The following is a 21,495-nucleotide window of genomic DNA, read 5'->3' as shown; positions in this document are numbered from 1 at the left end:
GGGCACGGTGCGGTAGCGTCGTCGCGTGAACAGCGGCATCCTCCTCGTCGACAAGCCGCAGGGCATCACCAGCCACGACGTGGTCGCCCGCGTCCGCAAGGCCGCCGGCACCCGCAAGGTCGGCCACGCGGGCACGCTCGATCCCCTCGCCACCGGCCTGCTCGTCCTCGGCCTCGACTCGTCGACCAGGCTCCTCACGTTCCTCGTCGGGCTGGACAAGACGTACGAGGCGACTATCCGGCTGGGCGTCTCCACCGCCTCCGACGACTCCGAGGGCGAGGTCACGGCCACCGCCGACGCGTCGGGCGTGGCCGACGCCGCGGTGGACGCCGGCATCGCCGACCTCACCGGGCCGATCAGCCAGGTGCCGACCACGGTCAGCGCCATCAAGGTGGGCGGTCGTCGTGCCTACGACCTGGCCCGCGAGGGCGTCGAGGTCGAGCTGGCGGCGCGCGACGTGGTCGTCTCCGAGTTCGTCGTGCTCGATCGGCGTGACGGCGTCGCCGACGGCGTGGCTGTCCGCGACCTCGACGTGCGGGTCAGCTGCTCGTCGGGCACCTACGTCCGGGCCCTCGCCCGCGACCTCGGCGCCGCGCTGGGCGTCGGCGGCCACCTCACCGCGCTGCGGCGCACCCGGGTCGGCTCGTTCGACGTCGCCGACGCCGCGGTGCTCGAGGGCATCGAGGTCGCGCCGGCCCTCCTCGCTCCCTCGGCCGTCGCCTCCTCGCTGTTCCCCGTCTGGTCGATGACGGCCGACGAGGCGACCGACCTCGGCCACGGCAAGCGGCCCGCGACCGGCCGCGCCGACACCGAGGGCCCCGTGGCCGCGGTCACCGCCTCGGGCGACCTCGCCGGGCTGGTCTCGGTGCGTGGCGGCCGTGCCGTGCCGATCGTCAACTTCCCGACCGACGAGGTGCGCGCGTGATCGAGTGGTTCACCTGGGCCCAGGTGATCGTGGCCTGCGTCGCCGGGCTGGTCTGCCTGGTGGCCGGCTTCTCGGGCAAGCTGCCGAACGACATCACGGTCGGCGCCACGGCGCTCGTGCTGCTGCTGCTGCTCGTGCAGCTGGTGGTCGCGATCGTCGCGCCGTTCGCGGGCAACCCGCCGACGGGCAACGTCGTCGAGTTCTACATCTACCTCGTCTCGGCGATCCTGCTGCCGCCGCTCGCCGTCGTCTGGGCGCTCGTCGACCGCACCCGGTGGAGCAACCTCGTGCTCGCGGCGGCCGTCTTCGCCGTCGCGGTCATGGTCTACCGCATGCTGCAGATCTGGACCGTCCAGGTCGCGTGAGGGCCGCCTCCTGCGTCCTGGCGCCGGTCCACAGGCGCGCGCCATATCCTTGTCGGTGATGGTCACTCAGAAGTCTTCTCGTGCGGTCGGCGTCGGCCGGGTCCTCATCGCGGTGTACGCGGTGCTCGCCCTGGCGGCGACCGGCCGGTCCGTGTTCCAGATCCTCGAGCAGTTCGACGAGGCGCCGCTCGCGTACACGCTGAGCGCCCTCGCCGCCGTGGTCTACATCGTCGCCACCGTGTCGTTGATCCGCCGTGGACGCACCTCGTACGCCGTCGCCTGGGCGACCATCTCGTTCGAGCTCGCGGGTGTGCTGATCGTCGGCCTGGTGACCGTGCTCGACCCGGAGCTGTTCCCCGACGACACCGTGTGGTCGTGGTTCGGGCGCGGCTACGGCTTCGTCCCGCTCGTCCTGCCCGTGCTGGGCATCCTCTGGCTGCTCCGCTCCCGGCCCGCCGTCGCCGCCGAGGCGGACGCCGCCGACCGGACGGAGTAGCTCCCGTGCAGTTCTGGGACGCCCTCGCCGACGTGCCTGCCGACCTCGGCCCGACCGCGGTGACGATCGGCAAGTTCGACGGCGTGCACGTGGGGCACCGCGCCGTCATCGACCTGCTCGAGCAGGTCGCGGCCGAGCGCGGCCTCACCTCGGCCGTCGTGACCTTCGACCGGCACCCCCTCGCCGTGCTGCGGCCGGGCTCCGTGCCGCGGTCGCTCGTGAGCAACCGCCAGAAGCGCGAGCTGCTCGAGGCCGCCGGGGTGGCGGCGACCCTCATGCTCACCTTTGACGACGAGCTCCGCAGCCTCACGCCTGCGCAGTTCGTCGACCGGATCCTCGTCGGCGCCCTGCACGCCCGCGTCGTCTTCGTCGGCGACGACTTCCGCTTCGGGGTGCGGGGCAGCGGCACGGTCGACACCCTGCGCGAGCTCGGCGCCGAGCGGGGGCTCGAGGTCGTGTCGATCGACGACGTCCGTCTCGGGGGCGGGCGCCGCGCCTCCTCGACCTGGATCCGGGAGCTGCTCGAGGCCGGCGACGTCGCGCGCGCCGGCGAGCTGCTCGGCCGGGAGCCGGCCGTCCGCGGGATCGTCGTGCACGGCGAGCAGCGCGGGCGCGAGCTCGGCTTCCCGACGGCCAACCTCGCGCCCGACAGCGAGGGCTACGTCCCGGCCGACGGCGTCTATGCGGCCCGGGTGCTGGTCGGCGACACGACCTATCCCGCCGCCGTCTCGGTGGGGCACAACCCGACCTTCGACGGCGTGCCCGAGAAGCAGGTCGAGGCCCACCTGCTCGACGTCTCGATGGACCTCTACGGCCAGGAGCTGACGGTGATGTTCGTCGACTGGGTCCGCGGCAACGTGGCCTTCGAGGGCATCGACGCGCTGATCGAGCACATCCGGGCCGACGTCGTCCGCACGCGCGAGGTCCTCGGCCTGTCCTGAGACCGGCGGCGTACCGTCGTCGACATGCCTGCTGAGAACGACCCGACGACGACTGCGCCTCCCGAGGCGCCCGTGGCCACCGACGTCACCCGCGACACGGACCAGGCGGTCTCCCGCCGCCGCGTGCTCGTGACCGGGGCCACCGGGTACATCGGTGGACGGCTCACCCCGCGCCTCGTCGAGGCGGGCGCCGACGTCCGCGTGCTCGTCCGCTCGCCCGAGAAGCTCGTCGACGTGCCGTGGGCCGACGACGTCGAGGTCGTGCAGGGCGACCTCACCGACCGCGAGTCCGTCCGCGTCGCCCTCGACGGCGTCGAGGTGGCGTACTACCTCGCCCACGCCATGGGCAGCAAGGGCGACTTCGAGCGGGCCGAGGCCGAGGCCGCCCACGTGTTCGCCGACGCCGCCCGCGACGCCGGCGTCAGCCGCATCGTGTACCTCGGGGGCCTGCACCCCGACGGGGAGCTGTCGAAGCACCTCCGCAGCCGCCGCGACGTGGGCGACGTGCTCCTGGCGAGCGGCGTGCCCACCGTGGCCCTCCAGGCCGGGGTCGTGATCGGGTCCGGCTCCGCGTCCTTCGAGATGATCCGCCACCTCACCGACGTGCTGCCCTACATGCCCGCGCCGAAGTGGGTCCGCAACCACATCCAGCCGATCGCCGTCCGCGACGTGCTGCACTACCTGATCGGCTCGGCCGACGTGCCCGCCGACGTCAACCGGACCTTCGACATCGGCGGGCCGGACGTCCTCCGGTACGGCCAGATGATGAACGGCTACGCGCTGGAGGCGGGCCTGGCGCAGCGCCCGATCGCCTCCCTGCCCGTCTTCACGCCCTGGCTCGCCTCGCAGTGGGTGAACCTCGTCACGCCGATCCCGCGCGCCCTCGCGATCCCGATCATCGCCTCCCTGCAGTACGACTGCGTGGTGAGCGAGAGCGACATCGACGACGTCGTGCCACCGCCCGCCGAGGGGCTCCTGCGCTACCGGGCCGCCGTGCGGCTGGCCCTGCAGCGCGAGAAGGACGGCGAGGTCGAGACGAGCTGGCAGGACTCGTCGGTCGCCGGCGCCCCCAGCGACCTGCTGCCGAGCGATCCCGACTGGTCGGGTCACACGGTCTACACCGACGACCGCGAGACCGACTCGACCGCGTCGCCGGAGGCGCTCTGGCGCGTCGTCGAGGGCATCGGCGGGGAGAACGGCTGGTACTCGTTCCCGCTCGCCTGGGCCGCGCGCGGCTGGATGGACCGGCTCGTCGGGGGAGTGGGGCTCCGTCGCGGGCGGCGCAGCGCCACGTCGCTCCGGGTCGGCGACGCGCTCGACTGGTGGCGCGTCGAGACGCTCGAGCGAGGCCGGCTTCTGCGACTGCGCGCCGAGATGAAGGCGCCGGGCGGGGCATGGCTCGAGATGCGCGTCACCCCGCGCGAGGGCGGTGGCTCGCACTACCGTCAGCGCGCCGTGTTCTTCCCGCACGGGCTCGGCGGCCGGCTGTACTGGTTCGCCATCCTGCCGTTCCACGGGGTGATCTTCAGCGGCATGCTCCGCCGGATCACGGCGACCGCTGCCCGCGACGCCTCGGGGTCGACCGGCAGTGCTGGTGCTGGCTCCGGCTCCGGCGAGGCTGTCGGGGCCGGGGCCGGCGCGGCCCGGTCGTGACGCTCGCGGCCGTCCTGGCGGTCACGCCGCCGCCGCTCTACCCCGCGGAGGCCGGTGCGGGTTCTCCGGTGCCCCTCTGGCTCGGCGTGGCCTTCGGGGTGCTCGTGGTCGTGGTCTCGTTCGTCGTGCTGCTGCCGAGCGTCCGACACGCGCTCGACCGGATCGCCGCCCGGCGGCCGCGGCGCTTCCGCCGCTGAGCCGGGGCCCGGGTCGTGCGCAGCCGGCGAGCGGTACGCTTCCCCGAGACGACACGCCGGGGGCCGTCCGGCCCCTCGGCACATCGACACCACCCGGAGGTACCCATGGCGCACGGCGAGAGACTGGTCTTCGTCGGAGACAGCACGACGGCAGGCGGCGACTGGTCGGCCTGGTTCCCGGACGACGACGTCGTCGCCCTGGGCCGTGACGGCGACACCACGGCGAGCCTGACGGAGCGCCTCGACGAGGTCGTGGCGGCACGTCCCGACTCCGTCGTGCTCCTCATCGGCAACGAGGACTTCACCGCTCGGCGCACCGTGGAGCAGGTCGTCCGCGGCGTCGAGTCGCTCATGGTGACGATGCGTCGCGAGCTGCCGGGCACGCGCCTGCTGCTGCAGTCGATCCTGCCGCGCACCGCCGACCAGGCGCCGCGCATCCAGGACGCCAACCGCCACCTCCGCCAGTTCTCGTCGACGGTCCGGGCCCAGTGGCTCGACCTGTGGCCGGCACTGGCAGACGAGTCGGGCGAGGCGCTCCGCCCCGAGTTCACGACCGACGGCGTGCACCTGAGCGACGAGGGCTACCGTGCCTGGGTCGCCGAGCTCCTGCCCGGGCTGGAGCGCCTCCGCGGCGAGCCGCCGATGAGCCGGCCGCTCACGGTGCTGCACGTCCCCTACGACATCGACTGAGGGCCGCCGCTCGGCCTCCACGCCCCCTCGACGACCCGTCGTCCCGGGGGCGTCGCCGCGTCCAGGGTGCGTCACGACGCCCGTCGCTAGGCTCTCCCGGGCACGATCGTGCCCGACATCGACGAGAGGCGGCTCCGTGCCCACGCCCCAGGCCCCCGATTTCCTCCGCCCGGCCCTCGCGCCCGGCCTGCTCGGCGCCGTCGTGCTCACGGTGGGGGCCTTCCTGCTCGACTCCGGCACCTTCACCGTCGTGCGCTACGTGGTCGCCATCCTCGCCCTGATCATGGCGGTCTTCGCCTGGCGCGGGCGGGCCTGGTGGGCGGTCGCGCTGCTGGGCGCGATCGCGGTCCTCTGGAACCCGGTCGTCGTCGTGCCCCTCAGCGGTCAGCCCTGGGCCGCGATGCAGTTCGCCGCAGCGGTCGTCTTCATCGTCGCGGGCGTCCGCACGAAGGTGCCGAACGCCGAGGCGGGCCGGGGCGCCGGAGGCGGTCGTCCCGCCCCCGGACGGCGTCGCTGACCGCCCTGCACGCCGCATCCTCCGCCACCCGCCAGCACCCCTGCACGCGGCCCGCTCCGCGGACCGCTAAATTGGGTGTCGACGTGCACGAGCCTGCCCGAGGCGAGCACAGGGAGTTGAGCCTAGATGGTCACCGAGATCACCGGAACGACGGAGAGTCCGCTCCTGACGCCCCGTCCCCGAGCCGGTGGTCTGGACCGCGACGACGTCGTGGTCCGCAAGGGCCAGTTCACGCTCCTCAACGGCCACCTCACCCCGCAGCAGTCGATGATCGAGGACCTGCTCTTCATCCGTCGGGTGCTCGACGAGGCCGAGGTCCCCTTCTTGCTGGTCCGGGGCAACGACGTCCGTCCCGTCATCGCCGTCGACACGGTCCACCGCGACGCCTTCGCCGAGGCGATGACCGTGGCGGCCGCGACCGAGCCCTTCTACGCCAAGCCCCCCAAGGGCCAGGCCGTGCTCGTGTCCGAGGGCGGCCTGCTCGACGAGGACGAGCGCATCTTCCGCCTCTACCGTCCGCGCGTCGAGCCCATCGGGCGCCTGCGCTACGGCGCCGGCACCGCGGTCCAGGTCGAGTTCTGGATCCTCACGGACGACCAGATCCTCGTCCCGGTCGAGAACGCGCTCATGCGCACCGACCTGCCGCGCTCCGAGGCCGTGGAGGAGACCGTCGAGCGCTACGGCATGCAGTGGCCCACGCTCGCCCACATGTTCGACGACCACGCCACCGACATCACGTTCGACGTCGACATCGTCTTCTCGTGGGTCGACGGCAACTCCGTCGAGTACCAGCGCGCCCGAGCAGCCCGCGCGAACGGCCACGTGGTGGGCGAGGGCGACGACGCCCCCGCGCGGTTCCGTCAGATCGACGAGCTCAAGTACGCGCTCCGCTCGGTCTACATGTTCGCGCCGTGGGTACGGAACATCTACATCGCGACCGACTCGCCCGTGCCCGAGTGGCTCGGCGACCACCCGCGGGTCCGCGTCGTCCGGAGCGAGGAGTTCTTCTCCGACCTCTCCTGGCTGCCGACCCACAACTCGCAGGCCGTCGAGTCGCAGCTGCACCACATCGAGGGGCTCAGCGAGCACTTCCTCTACTCGAACGACGACATGTTCTTCGGCCGTCCCGTCGCGCCGTCGATGTTCTTCTCGCCCGGCTCGGTGTCGAAGTTCATCGAGGCCGACACCCGGATCGGCCTCGGGCTGAACAACCCCGAGCGCAGCGGCTTCGAGAACGCCGCCCGGGTCAACCGTCGCCTCCTGCAGCAGCGCTTCGGGCGGGTCACGACGCGTCATCTCGAGCACACCGCCGCACCGCTCCGCCGCAGCGTCCTGTTCGAGATGGAGCACGAGTTCGCCGACGACTTCGCCGCCACGGGCGCCAGCCCGTTCCGCGCGAAGGAGAACATCTCGGTCACCAACTCGCTGTACCACTACTACACGCTGATGACCGGCCGGGCGATCGTGCAGGAGAACGCGAAGGTGAGCTACGTCGACACCACGATGGTCTCCGGTCTCGCGTCGCTGTCCGAGGTGCTGAAGAAGCGCTCGTTCGACTTCTTCTGCCTGAACGACGGCAGCTTCCCCGAGGTGACCGACGAGGAGCGCACCGACACGGTGACCGACTTCCTCGAGCGCTACTTCCCGTTCGCGGCGCCGTGGGAGCAGGCCGAGATGGACCGGGTCGCGCGCGAGGCCGCCGAGCAGGAGCGACGCACGCTGCGTGCCGGCGGCCCGCAGGGCAGCATCGAGTCCTAGGAGGCGAGGGTCGCGCCGGCAGGACCGCCGACGTCGTCCCGGCGCCGACCGCCTCCCCGGAGCTCGCCCGCCGCGGTGAACCGGGCGCCCGGCTCGTCCGAGATCCCGGCGTCGATCCTGCCGCGCATCTCGTCGCTGATCGGCGGGAGCGCGTCCCGGGGGAACCACCGCGCCTCCGTGTTCTCTCCGTCGGCCGGGGCGGGCTCGCCCGAGACCCAGCGCAGGGCGAAGGTGTGGTCGAGGTAGCTCGCCTGGTCGCCGTTCGGGTAGGTGACGACCCCGGTGACCCCGACGGCCGCGAGACGGACGGGCTCGGCCGTCACGTCCGCCTCCTCGAGCACCTCGCGGGCGGCCGCGTCGGCAGGGTGCTCGCCCGGGTCGACGATGCCCGTGACCGGCGTCCACGCCCCGGTGTCCGAGCGGCGGACCATGAGCACGTCGTCGCCCTTCGTCACCACGGCGGTGACGCCCGACAACCAGAGCGGGGCGGTGCCGACGGCCTCGCGGAGGGACAGGACGAAGTCGGGGGTGGCCATGCGGAGAGCCTAGCGAGGCACCCGGCGGCCCCACCCGGCGGCCTCCCCGGGTCGCCGCCCTAGGCTGGCCCGGTGCACGAGGACCAGGTGAGGCGGGGCCGCGACGTGCGCGGCATCCGCGACATGGCGGGGGAGGCCCTGCTGCTCGGCGCGGGCGGACGTGCCATCCTGCTCCAGCTCGCGAGCCCGGGCGTCGGCCACGGCGTGGCCGAGCACAGCGACTTCGTCGACCGGCCGCTGCAGCGTCTGCACGGCACGATGACCTACCTCTACGCGATCGTCTACGGCAGCGAGGAGGAGTCCGCGGCGGTGCGCCGTCTCGTGGACCGGGCGCACGCGCCGGTCCGGAGCGACGCCTCCTCGTCCGTGGCCTACGACGCGCACGACCCGCAGCTGCAGCTCTGGGTCGCCGCGACGCTCTACGACTCGGCGATCGACCTGTACGAGCGCGTCTACGGCCCCGTCGCGGCGTCCGAGGCGGTCTACCGCGACTACGAGCGGGTGGGGACCGCGCTGCAGCTGCCCCCGGGGGCCTGGCCCGCCGACCGGGCGACCTTCCGCGCCTGGTGGGACGCGCGTCTCGACGAGCTCGTCGTCGACGACGTCACGCGCGATGTGGCGCACCAGCTGCTGCACCCGCGGGCCGTGCCCCTGGCGCTGCGGCTCGCCATGCCGCTCGCCCGGCTCGTGACCACCGGGCTGCTGCCGGATCGCCTGCGCGAGGCGTTCCGGCTCCCGTGGGGGCCCGTCCGGGCCCGCGCGTTCGGCGCGGTGCTGCTGCTCTGCCGCCTCGTCGTGCCGTGGCTGCCGGCTCGCCTGCGGCACGTGCTCCGCGACCACTACCTGCGCCGACTCCGCGCCTACCTCGCCCGCGGCTGAACCGGACGAGACGGCTACGGGGCCGCCCGAGAGGGCCGGCGGCCTGCGCTGGTCCCGCCGGTCGGCGTACCCCGACGAGTCTCGTCCGGGGTACGTCTCGTGGTAGACAAGTCACGCCCTCCCGCTGTCGGCCCCGTGCCGTGCCGCCCCGTGACGTCGTCGTCCGGTCGGGTGCACGCCGACGTGCACCCGGGCGAGCAGGAGGCGCGGACCGTTCGTCGAGGAGGACAACGCCCCCATGCCCCACCCGATCACCCCCGCCCCGGGACGACGTCAGGGTCGTTCCCCGTCACCTGCTCGCTCCCGCCCGCACGGCCGTCGCATCGCCGCGGCCCTCACCGCCCTCGCGGTCGCCGTCGGCGGAGGCGCCCTCACGGGCCTCGCCGCCGTGCCGGCCCAGGCCGCTCCCGCCCCGGGGGTCGGCGTCCCGGCTCCGGACACGGGCCTGTCGGCGCTCGTGAACCCCTTCGTCGGCACCGAGAGCGAGGGCAACGCGTTCCCCGGCGCGACGGCGCCGTTCGGCATGGTCCAGCTGAGCCCCGACAACACGTCCTCCTACGCCTCGACGTCGTACAGCAAGGACGCCGGCGAGGTCTGGGGCTTCAGCCACCAGCACGTCAACAGCGCCGGCTGCCCCGCGGCGGGGGAGGTGCTCGTCACCCCGAGCGCGGGCGACGTGCCCGTCACCGAGCGGACGGCGATCGCCCTGAAGGACCAGGCGACCACCGAGCAGGCCTCGGCCGGGTACTACACGGCGCTCCTCGCCGACGACGTCGAGGTCGAGCTCACCGCGTCGACACGCGTCGGCGAGCACCGCTACACGTTCCCCGAGGGCGCCACGGGCTCCGTCTCGGTCAACGTGGGTCAGACCCTCCGTGACGCCGGCGCCAGCAGCGTCACGTGGGTCGACGACCGCACCGTCGAGGGCTGGGTCGACAACGGCGGCTTCTGCGGCGGCACCGACGACTCCGTCCGGTACTTCTTCAGCGCCGAGTTCGACCGTCCCGCCGCGACGCACGGCACGTGGGGGACGGACGGCACCTTCGTGCCTGCGTCCGAGGCGAGCGCCGTCGACGTCGGCCTGAACGGCGCGGCCGCGACGTTCGACACGACGACCGACCGGACGGTCGAGCTGAGCGTGGGCGTCTCGTTCGTCGACCTCGACGGAGCGCGGGGCAACCGCGTCGCCGAGACCGCCGTCGACGGCGAGCGTCTCGGCTTCGACGCCGTGCGCGCCTCGACCGCCGCGGAGTGGGACGACGCGCTCGGCCGCTTCGACGTGACGACCGAGACGGAGGAGCAGCTGCGGGTCTTCTACACCCAGCTCTACAAGAGCCTCCTGTCCCCGACCATCGGCAGCGACGTCGACGGCCGCTACCTCGGGATGGACCTGCAGCAGCACGTCGCCGACGGATGGACCTACTACCAGCGCTTCTCCCTCTGGGACACGTACCGCACGCAGGCGACCCTCCACGCCCTCTTCGAGCACGACCGGGCGGAGGACGTGGTGCGGTCGATGCACCGAGCGAGGATCGAGGGCGGCTGGCTGCCCCGGTGGTCGCTCGGCGCGCTCGAGACGAACATCATGGCCGGCGACCCGGTGTCGCCCTGGCTGGCGGAGAACTTCGCCCTGGGCTCGGTGCCGGACGACGTCCACGACGAGCTCTGGGGCTTCCTGACGGAGAACGCGACCACTGCGCCCCCGGCGGACGTCGTCTCCGTGGGTCGCCAGAGCGTCGAGTTCTACCTCGCGAACGGGCACGTGCCCTGGTACGCCGAGAACGGCGGCGGCCTCGGCGGGCAGTTCGAGGAGTACCGCCACGGCGGCTCGGCGACGATGGAGTTCGCCCTCGCGGACGCGGCGATCGGCGCGGCCGCGCAGCGCCTCGCCAAGGACGACGAGGCGGCGCCGTTCCTCGAGCGGGGACGCAACTGGCGCACGCTGTGGAACCCCGACGTCGAGCTGACGGGCGGCTTCACCGGCATCGTCAACGCCGTCGGCCCGGACGGCACCTTCAACTCGGCGCCCGAGCTCGCCGAGGTGCAGGAGTCCGGGTTCCACGAGGGCACGCCCTGGCACTACCAGTGGATGGCCCCGCAGGACGTTCCTGGCCTCGTCGACGCCATGGGCGGTCGTGAGGCGTTCCTCGCGCGCCTCGACCAGTACGTCGACCTGCCGGCCCTGCGTGCCGCGCCGGGTGTCTCGCCGGCGAGCTGGGCCGAGGGCGGCAGCGACTACTACTCGAGCATCGGCTACAACCCGGGCAACGAGCCCATGCTGGTCGACCCGTGGCTCTACGACTTCGTCGGCGAGCCCGCGAAGGTCAACGACGTGCTGGCCGCCAACCTCAACCGGTTCCCGGACACGCCCGGCGGAGGCGTCGGCAACGACGACCTCGGCACGCTCTCGTCCTGGTACGTGCTGGCCTCCCTCGGGATGATGCCGGTCGAGCCCGGCTCGGGCATCATGGCCGTCAACGCACCGCGGGTGCTGGCGGCGACGATCACGCTCGACGACGGCGCGCAGGTCTCGGTGTCCGCGCCCGCCGCCTCCGGCGACTCGCCCCGCTACGTCCGCGGGCTCAGCGTCGACGGCGTGCCGCAGACGCGCACCTGGTTCGACGCGACCGACCTGCAGGACGGCGCCGAGCTGGTCTTCGACCTCGCCTCGTCGCCCGAGGGCCTCACCTGGGGCACCGGGCCGGACGACGCCGTCCCGAGCGTGTCGGCCCCCGACCAGGCCGAGCTCGCCCTCGCCCCGATCGACGGGCAGCCCGTGTCGGCCGAGGTGGGCAGCGCGGTCGAGCTGCGGCTCGCCCGTGCGTCGCTGACCCCGGTGACGCCGGCGTTCCCGGTGTCGTCGGGCGTCACCCCGACGCCGGCCGTGCTCGCGACCGAGGCGACCGCGATGGAGGCGCAGGTCGAGTGGGACGACGGCGTCGCCGCCCCGGCCACGGTCGTCCCCGACGGCGACACCTGGCTCGTGACGACGACCCGGGCCTTCGACACGATCGGCGTGCGCACGGCGACGGTGACGGTGTCGAGCGCGGCGGACCTGCCGCCGTTCGCGCCCGTGCCCTTCGCCCCGGCCTCGATCGCCGTGCCCGTGTCGGTCGCGGCCGCCCCGGTGCTGCCCGGTGACCCGCCGGGCGGCGGGGGAGACGGCGCCGGTCAGGGAGCAGGCACCTCGCCCGGGTCCTCGGGCGACGGGACCGCCTCCGACGGCTCGTCGTCGGCCATCGCCGACCGCGGAGCCCTCGCCTTCACGGGAGCCGGCCCCCTCGGGGCGCTCGTGGCGGCGGCGCTGACGGCGCTCCTCTTCGGTGCCCTGCTCGTGCGCCGGTCGTGNCGCCCCCCCCGGGAGACCGGGGGCGGCGTCGTCGTCGTCAGGCGGCCGTGCGGGCCGCGCGCCCTCAGAGGGTGTCGATCGGACCCGTCAGCGCGAGGTCGCGCACGATCGGCACGGGCGCCGTGTCGGTGCGACGGTGCCGGGGCGCGGCGGGCTCGATGCGGACGCCGGCGACGGCGAGGCGCTCCGCCGTGGACTCGGCCGAGACCGGCTCGCCCACCGTGTCGTAGGTGCCCATCGGCACGACCGAGTGCACGACCGTGTCGCGGTACAGGTGCACGAGGTTGAACGACTGGGCGCCGTCGCGGCCGCGGGTGCCGCCGAGACGCGAGTTGAGGTCCTGGGTGTAGCAGGTGGCGGAGGCGACGCTCACGGGGACGCCCGCGAACATCGCCGTCGTCGAGTAGTGCAGGTGGCCGGCGATGATGGTGCGCACGTCGCTGCCCTCGATGACCTCGGCGAGCGAGGCCTGGTCGCGCAGCTCGACGAGCACGCTGAGGTCCTGCACGGAGGGGACGGGCGGGTGGTGCATGGCGATGACCGTGCCGTCGGGGGCAGGCGTGCTGAGCTCCTCGGCGAGCCAGTCGAGCTGGGCGCCGGTGAGCTCGCCGTGGTGGTGCCCGGGCACGCTCGTGTCGAGCGTGATCACGCGGAGCCCGTTCACGTCGTAGACGAGGTCGACCGGCCGGTCGGAGGGGAGCTGCCCGAAGAGCTGCTCGCGGAACGCCCCGCGCTCGTCGTGGTTGCCCATCGCCCAGATGAGCTGGGCGCCGAGCCGTTCGGCCGCCGGCTCGAGCAGTGCCCGGAGCTTTCGGTACGCCTCCGGCTCGCCCTTGTCGGTGAGGTCGCCCGTGAGCACGATCGCCTCGGGACGGACGCCCGAGGCCTCGATCTCGCGGACGATCTGGCCGAGGCGGGCCTCGCTGTCGACGGCCCCGTAGAGGGGCCTGTCGCCTCCGACGAGGTGCGTGTCGCTCAGGTGCAGGACGAAGTGATCGGGCCGTGGGTGCTCGGCCGTCCGGAGATCCATGAGTTCTCTCATTCGATGTCACCGACGGGGGCCTCGGGATCGGGACCCTCGTTGTGTGTTCGACACCAGTCCATCATCCGGTGGCTCCGTGTGGGGTGAACGGACCAGCGTGTTCCGGTGAACGGTGGGCGAACTCAGGGCCGGACCCGAGGCGGCAGCGCGCAGGAGGTGCGACTGCCGGCCCCGGGACCGGCCCGGTGAGCAGGCGGTGCGGGTGCTGGAGGTGTTGCGGGGTCAGGGCTTGAGGACGACCTTGATGCAGCCGTCCTCCTTCTTCTTGAAGATCTCGTACATCTCGGGCGCCCGGTCGAGGGGCACCGGGTGCGTCGTGAGGTCCTCGGTGCCGAGCGGGTCGGACGGGTCCTCGACGAGGGGCATGAGGGTGTCCATCCACTGGTGCACGTTGCACTGGCCCATGCGGATGGTGATCTGCTTGTCGAAGAGCGTGAGGAACGGCGTCGGGTCCGCGGTGCCGCCGTAGACGCCGCTGAGCGAGACGGTGCCGCCGCGGCGGACGACCTCGAAGGCGAGGTGCATCGCGCTGAGGCTGTCGACGCCCGCCTTCTGCATCAGGGCCTGGCCGACCTTGTCGGGCAGCGCGGCCGCGAACTTCTGCACCATGCTCACGCCGCCGTGGTCGTGGGCCTCCATGCCGACCGCGTCCACGACGGAGTCGGGTCCCCGGTCGTCGGTCATGCCCTTGATGACGTCGGCGACGTCCTTCGTGAGGTCGAGCACCTCCACGCCGTGGCGCTCGGCCATCGCGCGGCGCTCGGGCACGGGGTCGACTCCGATGACACGGAAGCCCTTGTGCACGCCGATGCGCGAGGCGAACTGGCCGACCGGGCCGAGGCCCAGCACGACGACGGTGCCGCGCTCGGGCACGTTCGCGTACTCGACGCCCTGCCAGGCGGTGGGGAGGATGTCGCTGAGGAACAGGTAGCGCTCGTCGGGGAGGTCGTGGCCGACCTTGACGAGGTTCGCGTCGGCGAGCTTGATGCGCAGCTGCTCGGCCTGGCCGCCGGGGACCTGGCCGTAGAGCTTGGTGTAGCCGTAGAGGGTGGCGCCCGAGCCGTACTCGGTGACCTGGGTGGTCTCGCACTGCGAGAAGAGGCCGCGCTGGCACATGAAGCACTCGCGGCAGGCGATGACGAAGGGGACGACGACGCGGTCGCCGACCTGGATGCGCGAGACGGCGGAGCCGACGGCGGTCACGACGCCCATGGTCTCGTGGCCGAGTACGTCGCCCTTGTCGAGGTAGGGGTCGAAGACGTCGTACAGGTGCAGGTCGCTGCCGCAGATCGCGGCGGACGTGACCTTGATGATCGCGTCGGTGGGATCGACGATGGTGGGGTCGGGCACCTCGGTGACGGCGACGTCGGCGATGGACTGGTAGGTGAGAGCCTTCATCCGTCCCGTCTACGCCGGGGGACCGGGAGCGCCCTGGACCGGGAGGGTACAAGGCGGGGGGACACGACGACGGCGGCCGATCCCGTGAGGGGACGACCGCCGTCGGACGATGCCGCGCGTGCGCGGGACCGGGTGCTACGCGTCGACCGCGACCTGGGTCGCGACGATGTTGACGACCTTGCGGCCGCCCTTGTTGCCGAACTCGACCGCGCCGGGGGCGAGGGCGAACAGGGTGTCGTCACCGCCACGACCGACGTTGGCGCCGGGGTGGAAGTGGGTGCCGCGCTGGCGGACGATGATCTCGCCGGCGAGGACGACCTGGCCGCCGAAGCGCTTCACGCCGAGGCGCTGTGCGTTCGAGTCGCGGCCGTTACGAGTGGACGATGCGCCCTTTTTGTGTGCCATGTGGTGTCAGCTCCTGGGATGTCTTCGGCGTCGCGGTGCTACTTGGTGGTGATCGAGGTGATCTTGACGCGGGTCAGGTCGGCACGGAAGCCCATGCGACGCTTGTAGCCGGTCTTGTTCTTGTAGTTCTGGATGACGATCTTCGGGCCGCGGAGGTCGTTCAGGACCTCGCCCTCGACGGTGACCTTCGCGAGGTCGTCGCCGGTGAGGATCGTGTCGCCGTCGACGTGCAGGACGGGGACGAACGAGACGGTGTCGGATGCCGAGGCCTTGAGGCGGTCGACGGTCAGGATCGTCCCGACCTCGACCTTCTCCTGACGGCCGCCGGCGCGCACGATTGCGAATGCCATGGGAACTCCTGGGAAGATTGGGGTGTGACGTCCGGATCGCCGGACGACGTCGCGCTGCCGCTCGGGCAACTTGGATAGTCTTTCACAGATGTCACGACCGATCAAACTTCGACGCCCGCCGCAGTTCACGGCCGAGATCGTCGACGACGCCCGGGGGCGCCTCGTCGACCTGCTGGCCGACCTGCACGCCCTCACGTCCGAGCACGGCGACGACATCGAGGTCTGGGGCTCCGCCGTCACGGCCGCGGGCTGGGAGATCGCGAGCCTGGGGCAGTGGCTGGCCCTCGAGGGGGAGGCGGTCCTGCTGCTGGGCGGCGCCTCCTACCCGGAGATCGCTGAGCACCAGGGCACCAGCGCGTCGGCGGTCCACGGCCGGGTCGGCCGGTCGCTGACGCTCGCCCCGTACGCCCAGGCCGCGGGGCCCGACGGAGCCACGACGCGGGTCACCGCCGAGGGGCTGGCGCAGGCCCGCGTGGAGTACGCCGCCGAGGCCGCGGCCGACCCGGCCTCGGCCGGCGACGGGCGGCAGGACCCCGCCGTCAGCTCGTCCGGCGACTCGCTCGCGGAGCGGCTGCCCGAGGTGCTCCGCGCCGGGGCCCTGCGCACCACCGGGATCGTCGAGGCGCTGCCGGGCTACCGCCGTTCGAGCGTGCTCTCGACCCTCTCGGTCCTGGCGCGGCAGGGCGTCATCGTGCGGACCGGCCACGGCGTCTACGCCCTGCCGCCCGCCGAGGGCGGGACGGCAGCGGCGCAGACGCCGTAGACCTGCGGGGTCCTCTCCGTCAGCTCCCCGGGACGAGCCCCAGGGCGGCCTGCTCCGCGTCGTCGAGCATGCGCGACCGGATCAGGAACCGGCGCCCCTCGGGCGACTCGACCGAGAACCCGGCGCCCCGGCCCGCGACGACGTCGATCGTGAGGTGGGTCCACTTCCAGTACTCGAACTGGCTGCGGGACATGTACACCTCGATCGGGTCGAGACCGTCGACGTGCAGGTCGCCCAGGTGGACGTCGACCGCGCCGACCCGGAAGAAGCCCACCGGGTAGCACATCGGCGACGAGCCGTCGCAGCAGCCGCCCGACTGATGGAACATCAGGGGGCCGTGCTTGGCCGTGAGGTCGACGAGGAACGCCGCCGCCTCCGCGGAGACGTCGACCCGGGAGGGCAGGGCGACCGCCTCGGGGGCCGGGGCCGGGTCGGCCGGGCCGACCCGCGCCTCCTTCGCTGAGGTGTCCATCAGAAGAAGCCCATCGGGCCGTCCGCGTAGCTGACGAGCAGGTTCTTCGTCTGCTGGTAGTGGTCGAGCATCATCTTGTGGTTCTCGCGACCGATGCCGGACTGCTTGTAGCCGCCGAACGCGGCACCCGCGGGGTACTGGTGGTAGGTGTTCGACCAGACGCGGCCGGCCTGGATGTCGCGGCCGGCCCGGTAGAGCTGGGCGCCGTTGCGGCTCCACACGCCGGCGCCGAGGCCGTAGAGGGTGTCGTTGGCGATCTTGATCGCGTCGTCGTAGTCCGAGAAGCTCGTGAGGCTGAGGACCGGGCCGAAGATCTCCTCCTGGAAGATGCGCATCGAGTTCCTGCCCTCGAAGATCGTCGGGTTCACGTAGTACCCGTCGGTGAGGTCGCCGCCGAGGTCGGCGCGGTCGCCGCCGAGCAGCAGCGTCGCTCCCTCCTGCTTGCCGATGTCCATGTAGCTGAGGATCTTCTCGAGCTGGTCGTTCGAGGCCTGCGCGCCGATCATGGTGTCGAGCGACAGGGGATCGCCCTGCTTCACCTTCTTCACCCGCTCGATGCCGTCGGCCGTGAACTGGTCGTAGATCGACTGCTGGACGAGCGCCCGGGACGGGCAGGTGCAGACCTCGCCCGAGTTGAGGTTGAAGAACGAGAAGCCCTCGAGCGCCTTGTCGTAGAAGTCGTCCTGCTCGTCGGCGACGTCGGCGAAGAAGACGTTGGGGCTCTTGCCGCCGAGCTCGAGGGTGACGGGGATGAGGTTCTCGCTGGCCATCTGCATGATGAGCCGGCCGGTGGTCGTCTCGCCGGTGAAGGCGATCTTGCGGATGTTCGGGTGGCTGGCCAGGGGAGCGCCGGCCTCGACCCCGAAGCCGTTGACGATGTTGAGGACGCCGGCGGGCAGCAGGTCCTTGATCAGGTCCATGAAGACGTGGATCGACGCAGGGGTCTGCTCGGCCGGCTTCAGCACGACGCAGTTGCCCGCGGCGAGGGCAGGGGCGAGCTTCCACACCGCCATCAGCAGCGGGAAGTTCCAGGGGATGATCTGGCCCACCACGCCGAGCGGCTCGTGGAAGTGGTACGCGACGGTGTCGCCGTCGATCTCGCCGGTCGAGCCCTCCTGGGCGCGGATGGCCCCGGCGAAGTACCGGAAGTGGTCGATCGCGAGCGGCACGTCGGCGGCCAGCGACTCGCGGATCGGCTTGCCGTTGTCCCAGGTCTCGGCGACGGCCAGCATCTCGAGGTTCGCCTCCATCCGGTCGGCGATCTTGTTGAGGACGATCGAGCGCTCGGTGATCGTGGTGCGCTTCCAGGAGTCGAAGGCCCGCCACGCGGCCTCGACGGCGCGGTCGACGTCCTGCGCGTTGCCCCGGGCGACCTCGGTGAAGGGCTTGCCGTTCACGGGGCTCGGGTTCTCGAAGTACTGCCCGCTCGCCGGGGCGACGTACTCGCCTCCGATGAAGTGGTCGTAGCGGGCCTCGAACTTCACGGCGGCGCCCGGCTGGCCGGGCTGCGCGTAGGTGCTCGGGGGAGTGGTGACGGTCATGGCTTTCCCTTTCGACGACGGTGTCGGAGGCCACGGATCGCGCGGCCCGTGGGGTCAGGGTAGGTCGGCCGACGTTGCGTCCCGTTGCGCGTCTCGACCCGCTGCGGGACCCGCGACGACGCCCGCGACGAGACCGGCCCGGCGGGGCGACCGGGGCGGCAGCAGACGCAGCAGCTCGCGGCGGGCCGGCTCGTCGTCGGCGCCCTGGGCGGTGGCCACCCACTGCAGCAGCACGTCGACCGAGCCGGAGGTGCGCAGGGACTCCCCGAGGTGTCGCGCCAGGTCGCCGCGGAGGCTCTCGACGCCCGGGGCCGACGAGCCCGGCAGCACCGGGCCCGTCGCGGCGTGCAGGGCGGCACGGTGCGCCCCGCGGTCGAGCAGGTGCACGACCTCGTCGGCGTCCGTGGCCAGTGCCGTCGGGAGCCGGTACGGCCGCGACGTCGGCACGAGCGAGGGGACGACCGCCTCGAGCACGTGGCGGAGCCGGACGAGCTCGGGCCGCAGGGTGCCGACCGTGCCGCGCTCGCCCCAGATCGCGTCGGCCAGCGCCTCGGCCGACCACCCCTCGGGCCGAGCGGCGAGCAGGAGGAGGAGCTCGGAGTGCCGTGCGCTCAGCGTCGTGGCGGTCCCGCCGACGTGGAGCACGGCCTCGTCACGGCCGAGCACGTCGAGCCGCGGCGGCCGCGGCGTGCGCGTCGGCGTCCAGCGGGCTCGGGGGCGGCGGACGGTGCGCGTCCTCGAGAGCGCGAGCTCCGCCTCCATCGCGGCGACCGTCGCGCGCAGCAGCGGCAGGGTCTGCTCGCCGGCGGCGCGGTCGTCGCCGGTGATGTCGACCACGCCGATGAGCCGTCCGTCGGCGGGGTCGTGCACGGGGACGGCGGTGCAGCTCCACTCCTGGACGAGGTGCGAGAAGTGCTCGGGCCCCCTGACCTGCACGCCGCGGTCGAGCTCGAGGGCGGTGCCGGGCGCGGACGTGCCGACCCTCGACTCGGCCCAGCCGGCCCCGGCGACGAAGAGCATCGACTCGGCCCGGCGTCGTGCCTCGCGGTCGCCCTCGACCCAGAGCAGCCGGCCGCGTTCGTCGCCGACGGCGACCAGCAGGCCGCTGCCCTCGACGTCGTCGAGCAGGAGGCGCTGGACGACCGGCAGCAGCAGCGCGAGCGGGTGCTCACGACGCCACGAGGCCAGGTCGTCGTCGGGCAGCTCGAGCAGGGGGAGCGCGTCGGGGTCGACGCGCTGGTCGGCGGCCCGCTGCCAGGACGCCGCGAGCAGGAGCCGGCGCGCGGCCCCGCGGGACGCACGAGCGGTCGGCGGGTCGGGTCTCGCCGCTGCCATGTCGCCCCTCGTCGTCGAGCGGAGGCGTCGGCAGGGCCGTCGGGCCCGGCATCGTCGCCGTGGTGTCGGCAGCCTACGTCGCGGCTGCTCGCGGCGGAAGGGCCGCGGGGTGCCCCGCGCCCGCCGCCCGCTCACGACTCGACTCGTCTCGTCTCGCGCCTCGCGCCTCGCGCCTCGCGCCTCGCGCCTCGCGCCTCTCGCCTCGCGGAGTGGTCGTGCTCGTGTCGGCAACTCCTGACGGGTGCACCGCGGGTGGCGGCACCGCCGCGCCGCCACGCCCCGCGCGGAGCACGGAGCAGGAGTTGTCGACCGAGCGGATGCGCCGTGTCGGCAACTCCGGACGGGTGCTCCGCCGCGGACGGCGTCGCCGGACCGCTGAGCGCCACGCGGAACACGGAGCAGGAGTTGTCGACGCGGGGGAGGTAGAGCGGGGTGCAGGGCAGGGCAGGGCAGGGCAGGGCAGGGCCAGGCAGGGTCAGCGGGCGCAGGCGATGCAGAGGCGGGCGGTGGGCCGGGCGTCGAGCCGCGCGTCGCCGATCCGCGCGGCGCAGCGCTCGCATCGGCCGAAGGTGCCGTCGGCCAGCCGGCCGAGCGCCGCCTCGGCGTCGGCGGCGCGCTCGAGGGCCGAGCGACGGACCGCGTCGAGCTGCGACCGTTCGTAGGCGATGGTCGAGCCCTCGGGGTCGTGTTCGTCATCGACGTTGGCTCCCTCGCGGGCCTCGGCCACCGCCTCCATGTCGCGCAGCAGTCGCTCGGCCAGCGCGAGCGCCTCGTCGCGGGTCCGGCGCAGCTGTCCGGTCGGGTCGGTCACGCGACGAGCGGCGGCACCCGCTCGCCCTCGGGAGGCGCGGCCGGGGGAGTGCCGTCGCCGAACGGCCGCCCGCCGAGCTCTTCGCGGCCGTGCTCGGTCAGCCAGCCCGACGGGTCGGGACCGGCCGGGACGATCCCCGTCGGGTTGATGTCGCTGTGCACCACGTAGTAGTGCGCCTTGATCTGGGCGAAGTCGATCGTGTCGCCGAAGCCGGGCGTCTGGAACAGGTCGCGGGCGTAGGCCCAGAGCACGGGCATCTCGGCCAGCTTGGAGCGGTTGCACTTGAAGTGGCCGTGGTAGACGGCGTCGAAGCGGGCGAGGGTGGTGAAGAGGCGGATGTCGGCCTCGGTGATGGTGTCGCCCACGAGGAATCGCTGCCCCGCGAGGCGCTCGGACAGCCAGTCGAGGCGCTCGAAGAGCGTGCGGTACGCCCGCTCGTAGCTCTTCTGCGAGCCGGCGAACCCGGCGCGGTACACGCCGTTGTTCACGTCGCGGAACACGACGGCGTTCACCTCGTCGATCTCGGCGCGCAGGTGGTCGGGGTAGAGCTCGGGCGCACCCTCGCGGTGGTGCTCGGCCCACTCGGTGGCGAAGTCGAGGGTGATCTGCGGGAAGTCGTTGGTGACGACCTTGCCGGTCGGCACGTCGACGATCGCGGGCACGGTGATGCCGCGGGGGTAGTCGGGGGTGCGGGCGAAGAACGCCTCCTGCAGGCGCTCGATGCCGAGCACGGGGTCGCGGCCGTCGGGGTCGAGGTCGAAGGTCCAGCTGCGGGCGTCGTGGGTCGGCCCGGGCAGGCCGAGCGAGATCGCGCCCTCGAGGCCGAGGAGGCGGCGCGAGATGACGGTGCGGTTGGCCCAGGGGCAGGCGCGGGCGGCGACCAGGCGGTAGCGGCCGGCCTCGACGGGCCAGCCGTCGACGGCGTCGCGCGTGATCCTGTCCTCGACGTAGTTCGTGTCGCGGGTGTACTCCTGGCCGGGCTCGACGTACGTGCCCTTCGCCTGCTGCTCGTCGCTCATGCTCGCCACCCTACGCAGACGCGTCCGAGAGCCTCGCCGAGAGCCTCGCCGGG

General features: G+C 73.0%; 21 protein-coding genes and 1 pseudogene. 12 read left to right on the top strand and 10 right to left on the bottom strand.

The features are described from left to right. Window positions 1–25 precede the first annotated feature (25 nt). The 9 genes from truB (at window position 26) to IFT77_RS02855 (ending at window position 7,542) form a co-directional block, all read left to right on the top strand. The gene (gene truB / locus IFT77_RS02895; RefSeq protein ID WP_192169168.1) at window positions 26–925 is read left to right on the top strand and encodes a tRNA pseudouridine(55) synthase TruB; all 900 of its coding nucleotides are present in this window, start codon (window positions 26–28) and stop codon (window positions 923–925) included. After that, on the top strand, window positions 922–1,290 hold the full coding sequence (locus IFT77_RS02890; RefSeq protein WP_133737651.1) for a hypothetical protein: 369 nt from the start codon (window positions 922–924) through the stop codon (window positions 1,288–1,290). The genes truB and IFT77_RS02890 overlap by 4 nt, the downstream gene beginning before the upstream one ends. Before the next feature lie 58 nt (window positions 1,291–1,348). Next, window positions 1,349–1,786 (top strand): hypothetical protein, encoded by a 438-nt coding sequence (locus tag IFT77_RS02885; protein ID WP_123546244.1) that lies wholly within the window; start codon window positions 1,349–1,351, stop codon window positions 1,784–1,786. Window positions 1,787–1,791: 5 nt separating this feature from the next. Next, complete coding sequence (locus IFT77_RS02880; protein ID WP_192041868.1) at window positions 1,792–2,727, top strand: bifunctional riboflavin kinase/FAD synthetase; 936 nt, start codon at window positions 1,792–1,794, stop codon at window positions 2,725–2,727. A gap of 24 nt (window positions 2,728–2,751) precedes the next feature. After that, window positions 2,752–4,380, top strand: a complete 1,629-nt coding sequence (locus IFT77_RS02875; RefSeq protein WP_192041867.1) for an SDR family oxidoreductase — start codon at window positions 2,752–2,754, stop codon at window positions 4,378–4,380. Continuing rightward, window positions 4,377–4,577: a hypothetical protein gene (locus IFT77_RS02870; protein ID WP_192169167.1), complete on the top strand. Its 201-nt coding sequence runs from the start codon at window positions 4,377–4,379 to the stop codon at window positions 4,575–4,577. The genes IFT77_RS02875 and IFT77_RS02870 overlap by 4 nt, the downstream gene beginning before the upstream one ends. Before the next feature lie 105 nt (window positions 4,578–4,682). Further along, window positions 4,683–5,267 (top strand): GDSL-type esterase/lipase family protein, encoded by a 585-nt coding sequence (locus IFT77_RS02865; RefSeq protein WP_123546234.1) that lies wholly within the window; start codon window positions 4,683–4,685, stop codon window positions 5,265–5,267. Window positions 5,268–5,403: 136 nt separating this feature from the next. After that, window positions 5,404–5,784: a DUF6804 family protein gene (locus IFT77_RS02860; RefSeq protein WP_123546233.1), complete on the top strand. Its 381-nt coding sequence runs from the start codon at window positions 5,404–5,406 to the stop codon at window positions 5,782–5,784. Between the two features lie 126 nt (window positions 5,785–5,910). Beyond that, window positions 5,911–7,542, top strand: a complete 1,632-nt coding sequence (locus IFT77_RS02855) for a stealth conserved region 3 domain-containing protein (RefSeq protein ID WP_192169166.1) — start codon at window positions 5,911–5,913, stop codon at window positions 7,540–7,542. Here the strand turns inward: IFT77_RS02855 and IFT77_RS02850 are convergent. After that, window positions 7,539–8,078: an NUDIX domain-containing protein gene (locus IFT77_RS02850; protein ID WP_192169165.1), complete on the bottom strand. Its 540-nt coding sequence runs from the start codon at window positions 8,076–8,078 to the stop codon at window positions 7,539–7,541. The genes IFT77_RS02855 and IFT77_RS02850 overlap by 4 nt on opposite strands. Window positions 8,079–8,150: 72 nt before the next feature. On the opposite strand from IFT77_RS02850, the gene IFT77_RS02845 reads away from it, so the two are divergent. After that, window positions 8,151–8,957: an oxygenase MpaB family protein gene (locus IFT77_RS02845; protein ID WP_371740903.1), complete on the top strand. Its 807-nt coding sequence runs from the start codon at window positions 8,151–8,153 to the stop codon at window positions 8,955–8,957. Between the two features lie 238 nt (window positions 8,958–9,195). Continuing rightward, window positions 9,196–12,305: pseudogene (locus tag IFT77_RS17375) on the top strand (GH92 family glycosyl hydrolase); the annotation flags it as partial. Between the two features lie 65 nt (window positions 12,306–12,370). Here IFT77_RS17375 and IFT77_RS02840 read toward each other — a convergent pair. The 4 genes from IFT77_RS02840 to rplU all read right to left on the bottom strand — a co-directional run bounded on the left by IFT77_RS02840 (window position 12,371) and on the right by rplU (window position 15,501). Next, window positions 12,371–13,336, bottom strand: a complete 966-nt coding sequence (locus IFT77_RS02840; protein ID WP_192169164.1) for a phosphodiesterase — start codon at window positions 13,334–13,336, stop codon at window positions 12,371–12,373. A 234-nt stretch (window positions 13,337–13,570) separates the two neighbouring features. Next, entirely contained in the window at window positions 13,571–14,746 is a 1,176-nt protein-coding gene (locus IFT77_RS02835; RefSeq protein WP_192041860.1) for an alcohol dehydrogenase catalytic domain-containing protein, read from the bottom strand. Between the two features lie 135 nt (window positions 14,747–14,881). Continuing rightward, on the bottom strand, window positions 14,882–15,151 hold the full coding sequence (rpmA, locus tag IFT77_RS02830; RefSeq protein WP_123546220.1) for a 50S ribosomal protein L27: 270 nt from the start codon (window positions 15,149–15,151) through the stop codon (window positions 14,882–14,884). Between the two features lie 38 nt (window positions 15,152–15,189). Then, entirely contained in the window at window positions 15,190–15,501 is a 312-nt protein-coding gene (gene rplU / locus IFT77_RS02825; RefSeq protein WP_123546218.1) for a 50S ribosomal protein L21, read from the bottom strand. An 88-nt stretch (window positions 15,502–15,589) separates the two neighbouring features. Between rplU and IFT77_RS02820 the strand changes: the two genes are divergently transcribed. Beyond that, window positions 15,590–16,264: a hypothetical protein gene (locus IFT77_RS02820; RefSeq protein WP_192041859.1), complete on the top strand. Its 675-nt coding sequence runs from the start codon at window positions 15,590–15,592 to the stop codon at window positions 16,262–16,264. A 19-nt stretch (window positions 16,265–16,283) separates the two neighbouring features. On the opposite strand, the gene IFT77_RS02815 is transcribed toward IFT77_RS02820, so the two are convergent. The 5 genes from IFT77_RS02815 to IFT77_RS02795 form a co-directional block, all read right to left on the bottom strand. Next, window positions 16,284–16,736 (bottom strand): DUF779 domain-containing protein, encoded by a 453-nt coding sequence (locus tag IFT77_RS02815; RefSeq protein ID WP_192041858.1) that lies wholly within the window; start codon window positions 16,734–16,736, stop codon window positions 16,284–16,286. Beyond that, window positions 16,736–18,277, bottom strand: coding sequence for an aldehyde dehydrogenase family protein (locus IFT77_RS02810; protein WP_192169163.1), 1,542 nt, complete (start codon window positions 18,275–18,277; stop codon window positions 16,736–16,738). The genes IFT77_RS02815 and IFT77_RS02810 overlap by 1 nt, the downstream gene beginning before the upstream one ends. Window positions 18,278–18,331: 54 nt before the next feature. Beyond that, entirely contained in the window at window positions 18,332–19,612 is a 1,281-nt protein-coding gene (locus tag IFT77_RS02805) for a GAF domain-containing protein (protein ID WP_192169162.1), read from the bottom strand. Window positions 19,613–20,087: 475 nt separating this feature from the next. After that, window positions 20,088–20,423, bottom strand: a complete 336-nt coding sequence (locus IFT77_RS02800; RefSeq protein ID WP_371740902.1) for a TraR/DksA family transcriptional regulator — start codon at window positions 20,421–20,423, stop codon at window positions 20,088–20,090. After that, window positions 20,420–21,442, bottom strand: coding sequence for a glutathione S-transferase family protein (locus IFT77_RS02795; RefSeq protein WP_192169161.1), 1,023 nt, complete (start codon window positions 21,440–21,442; stop codon window positions 20,420–20,422). Before IFT77_RS02795 ends, IFT77_RS02800 begins: the two co-directional genes overlap by 4 nt. Window positions 21,443–21,495 lie beyond the last annotated feature (53 nt).

Source organism: Frigoribacterium sp. CFBP 13729, from assembly GCF_014841875.1.
Lineage (GTDB): Bacteria > Actinomycetota > Actinomycetes > Actinomycetales > Microbacteriaceae > Frigoribacterium.
This window is presented reverse-complemented; position numbering and strand designations above follow the sequence as displayed.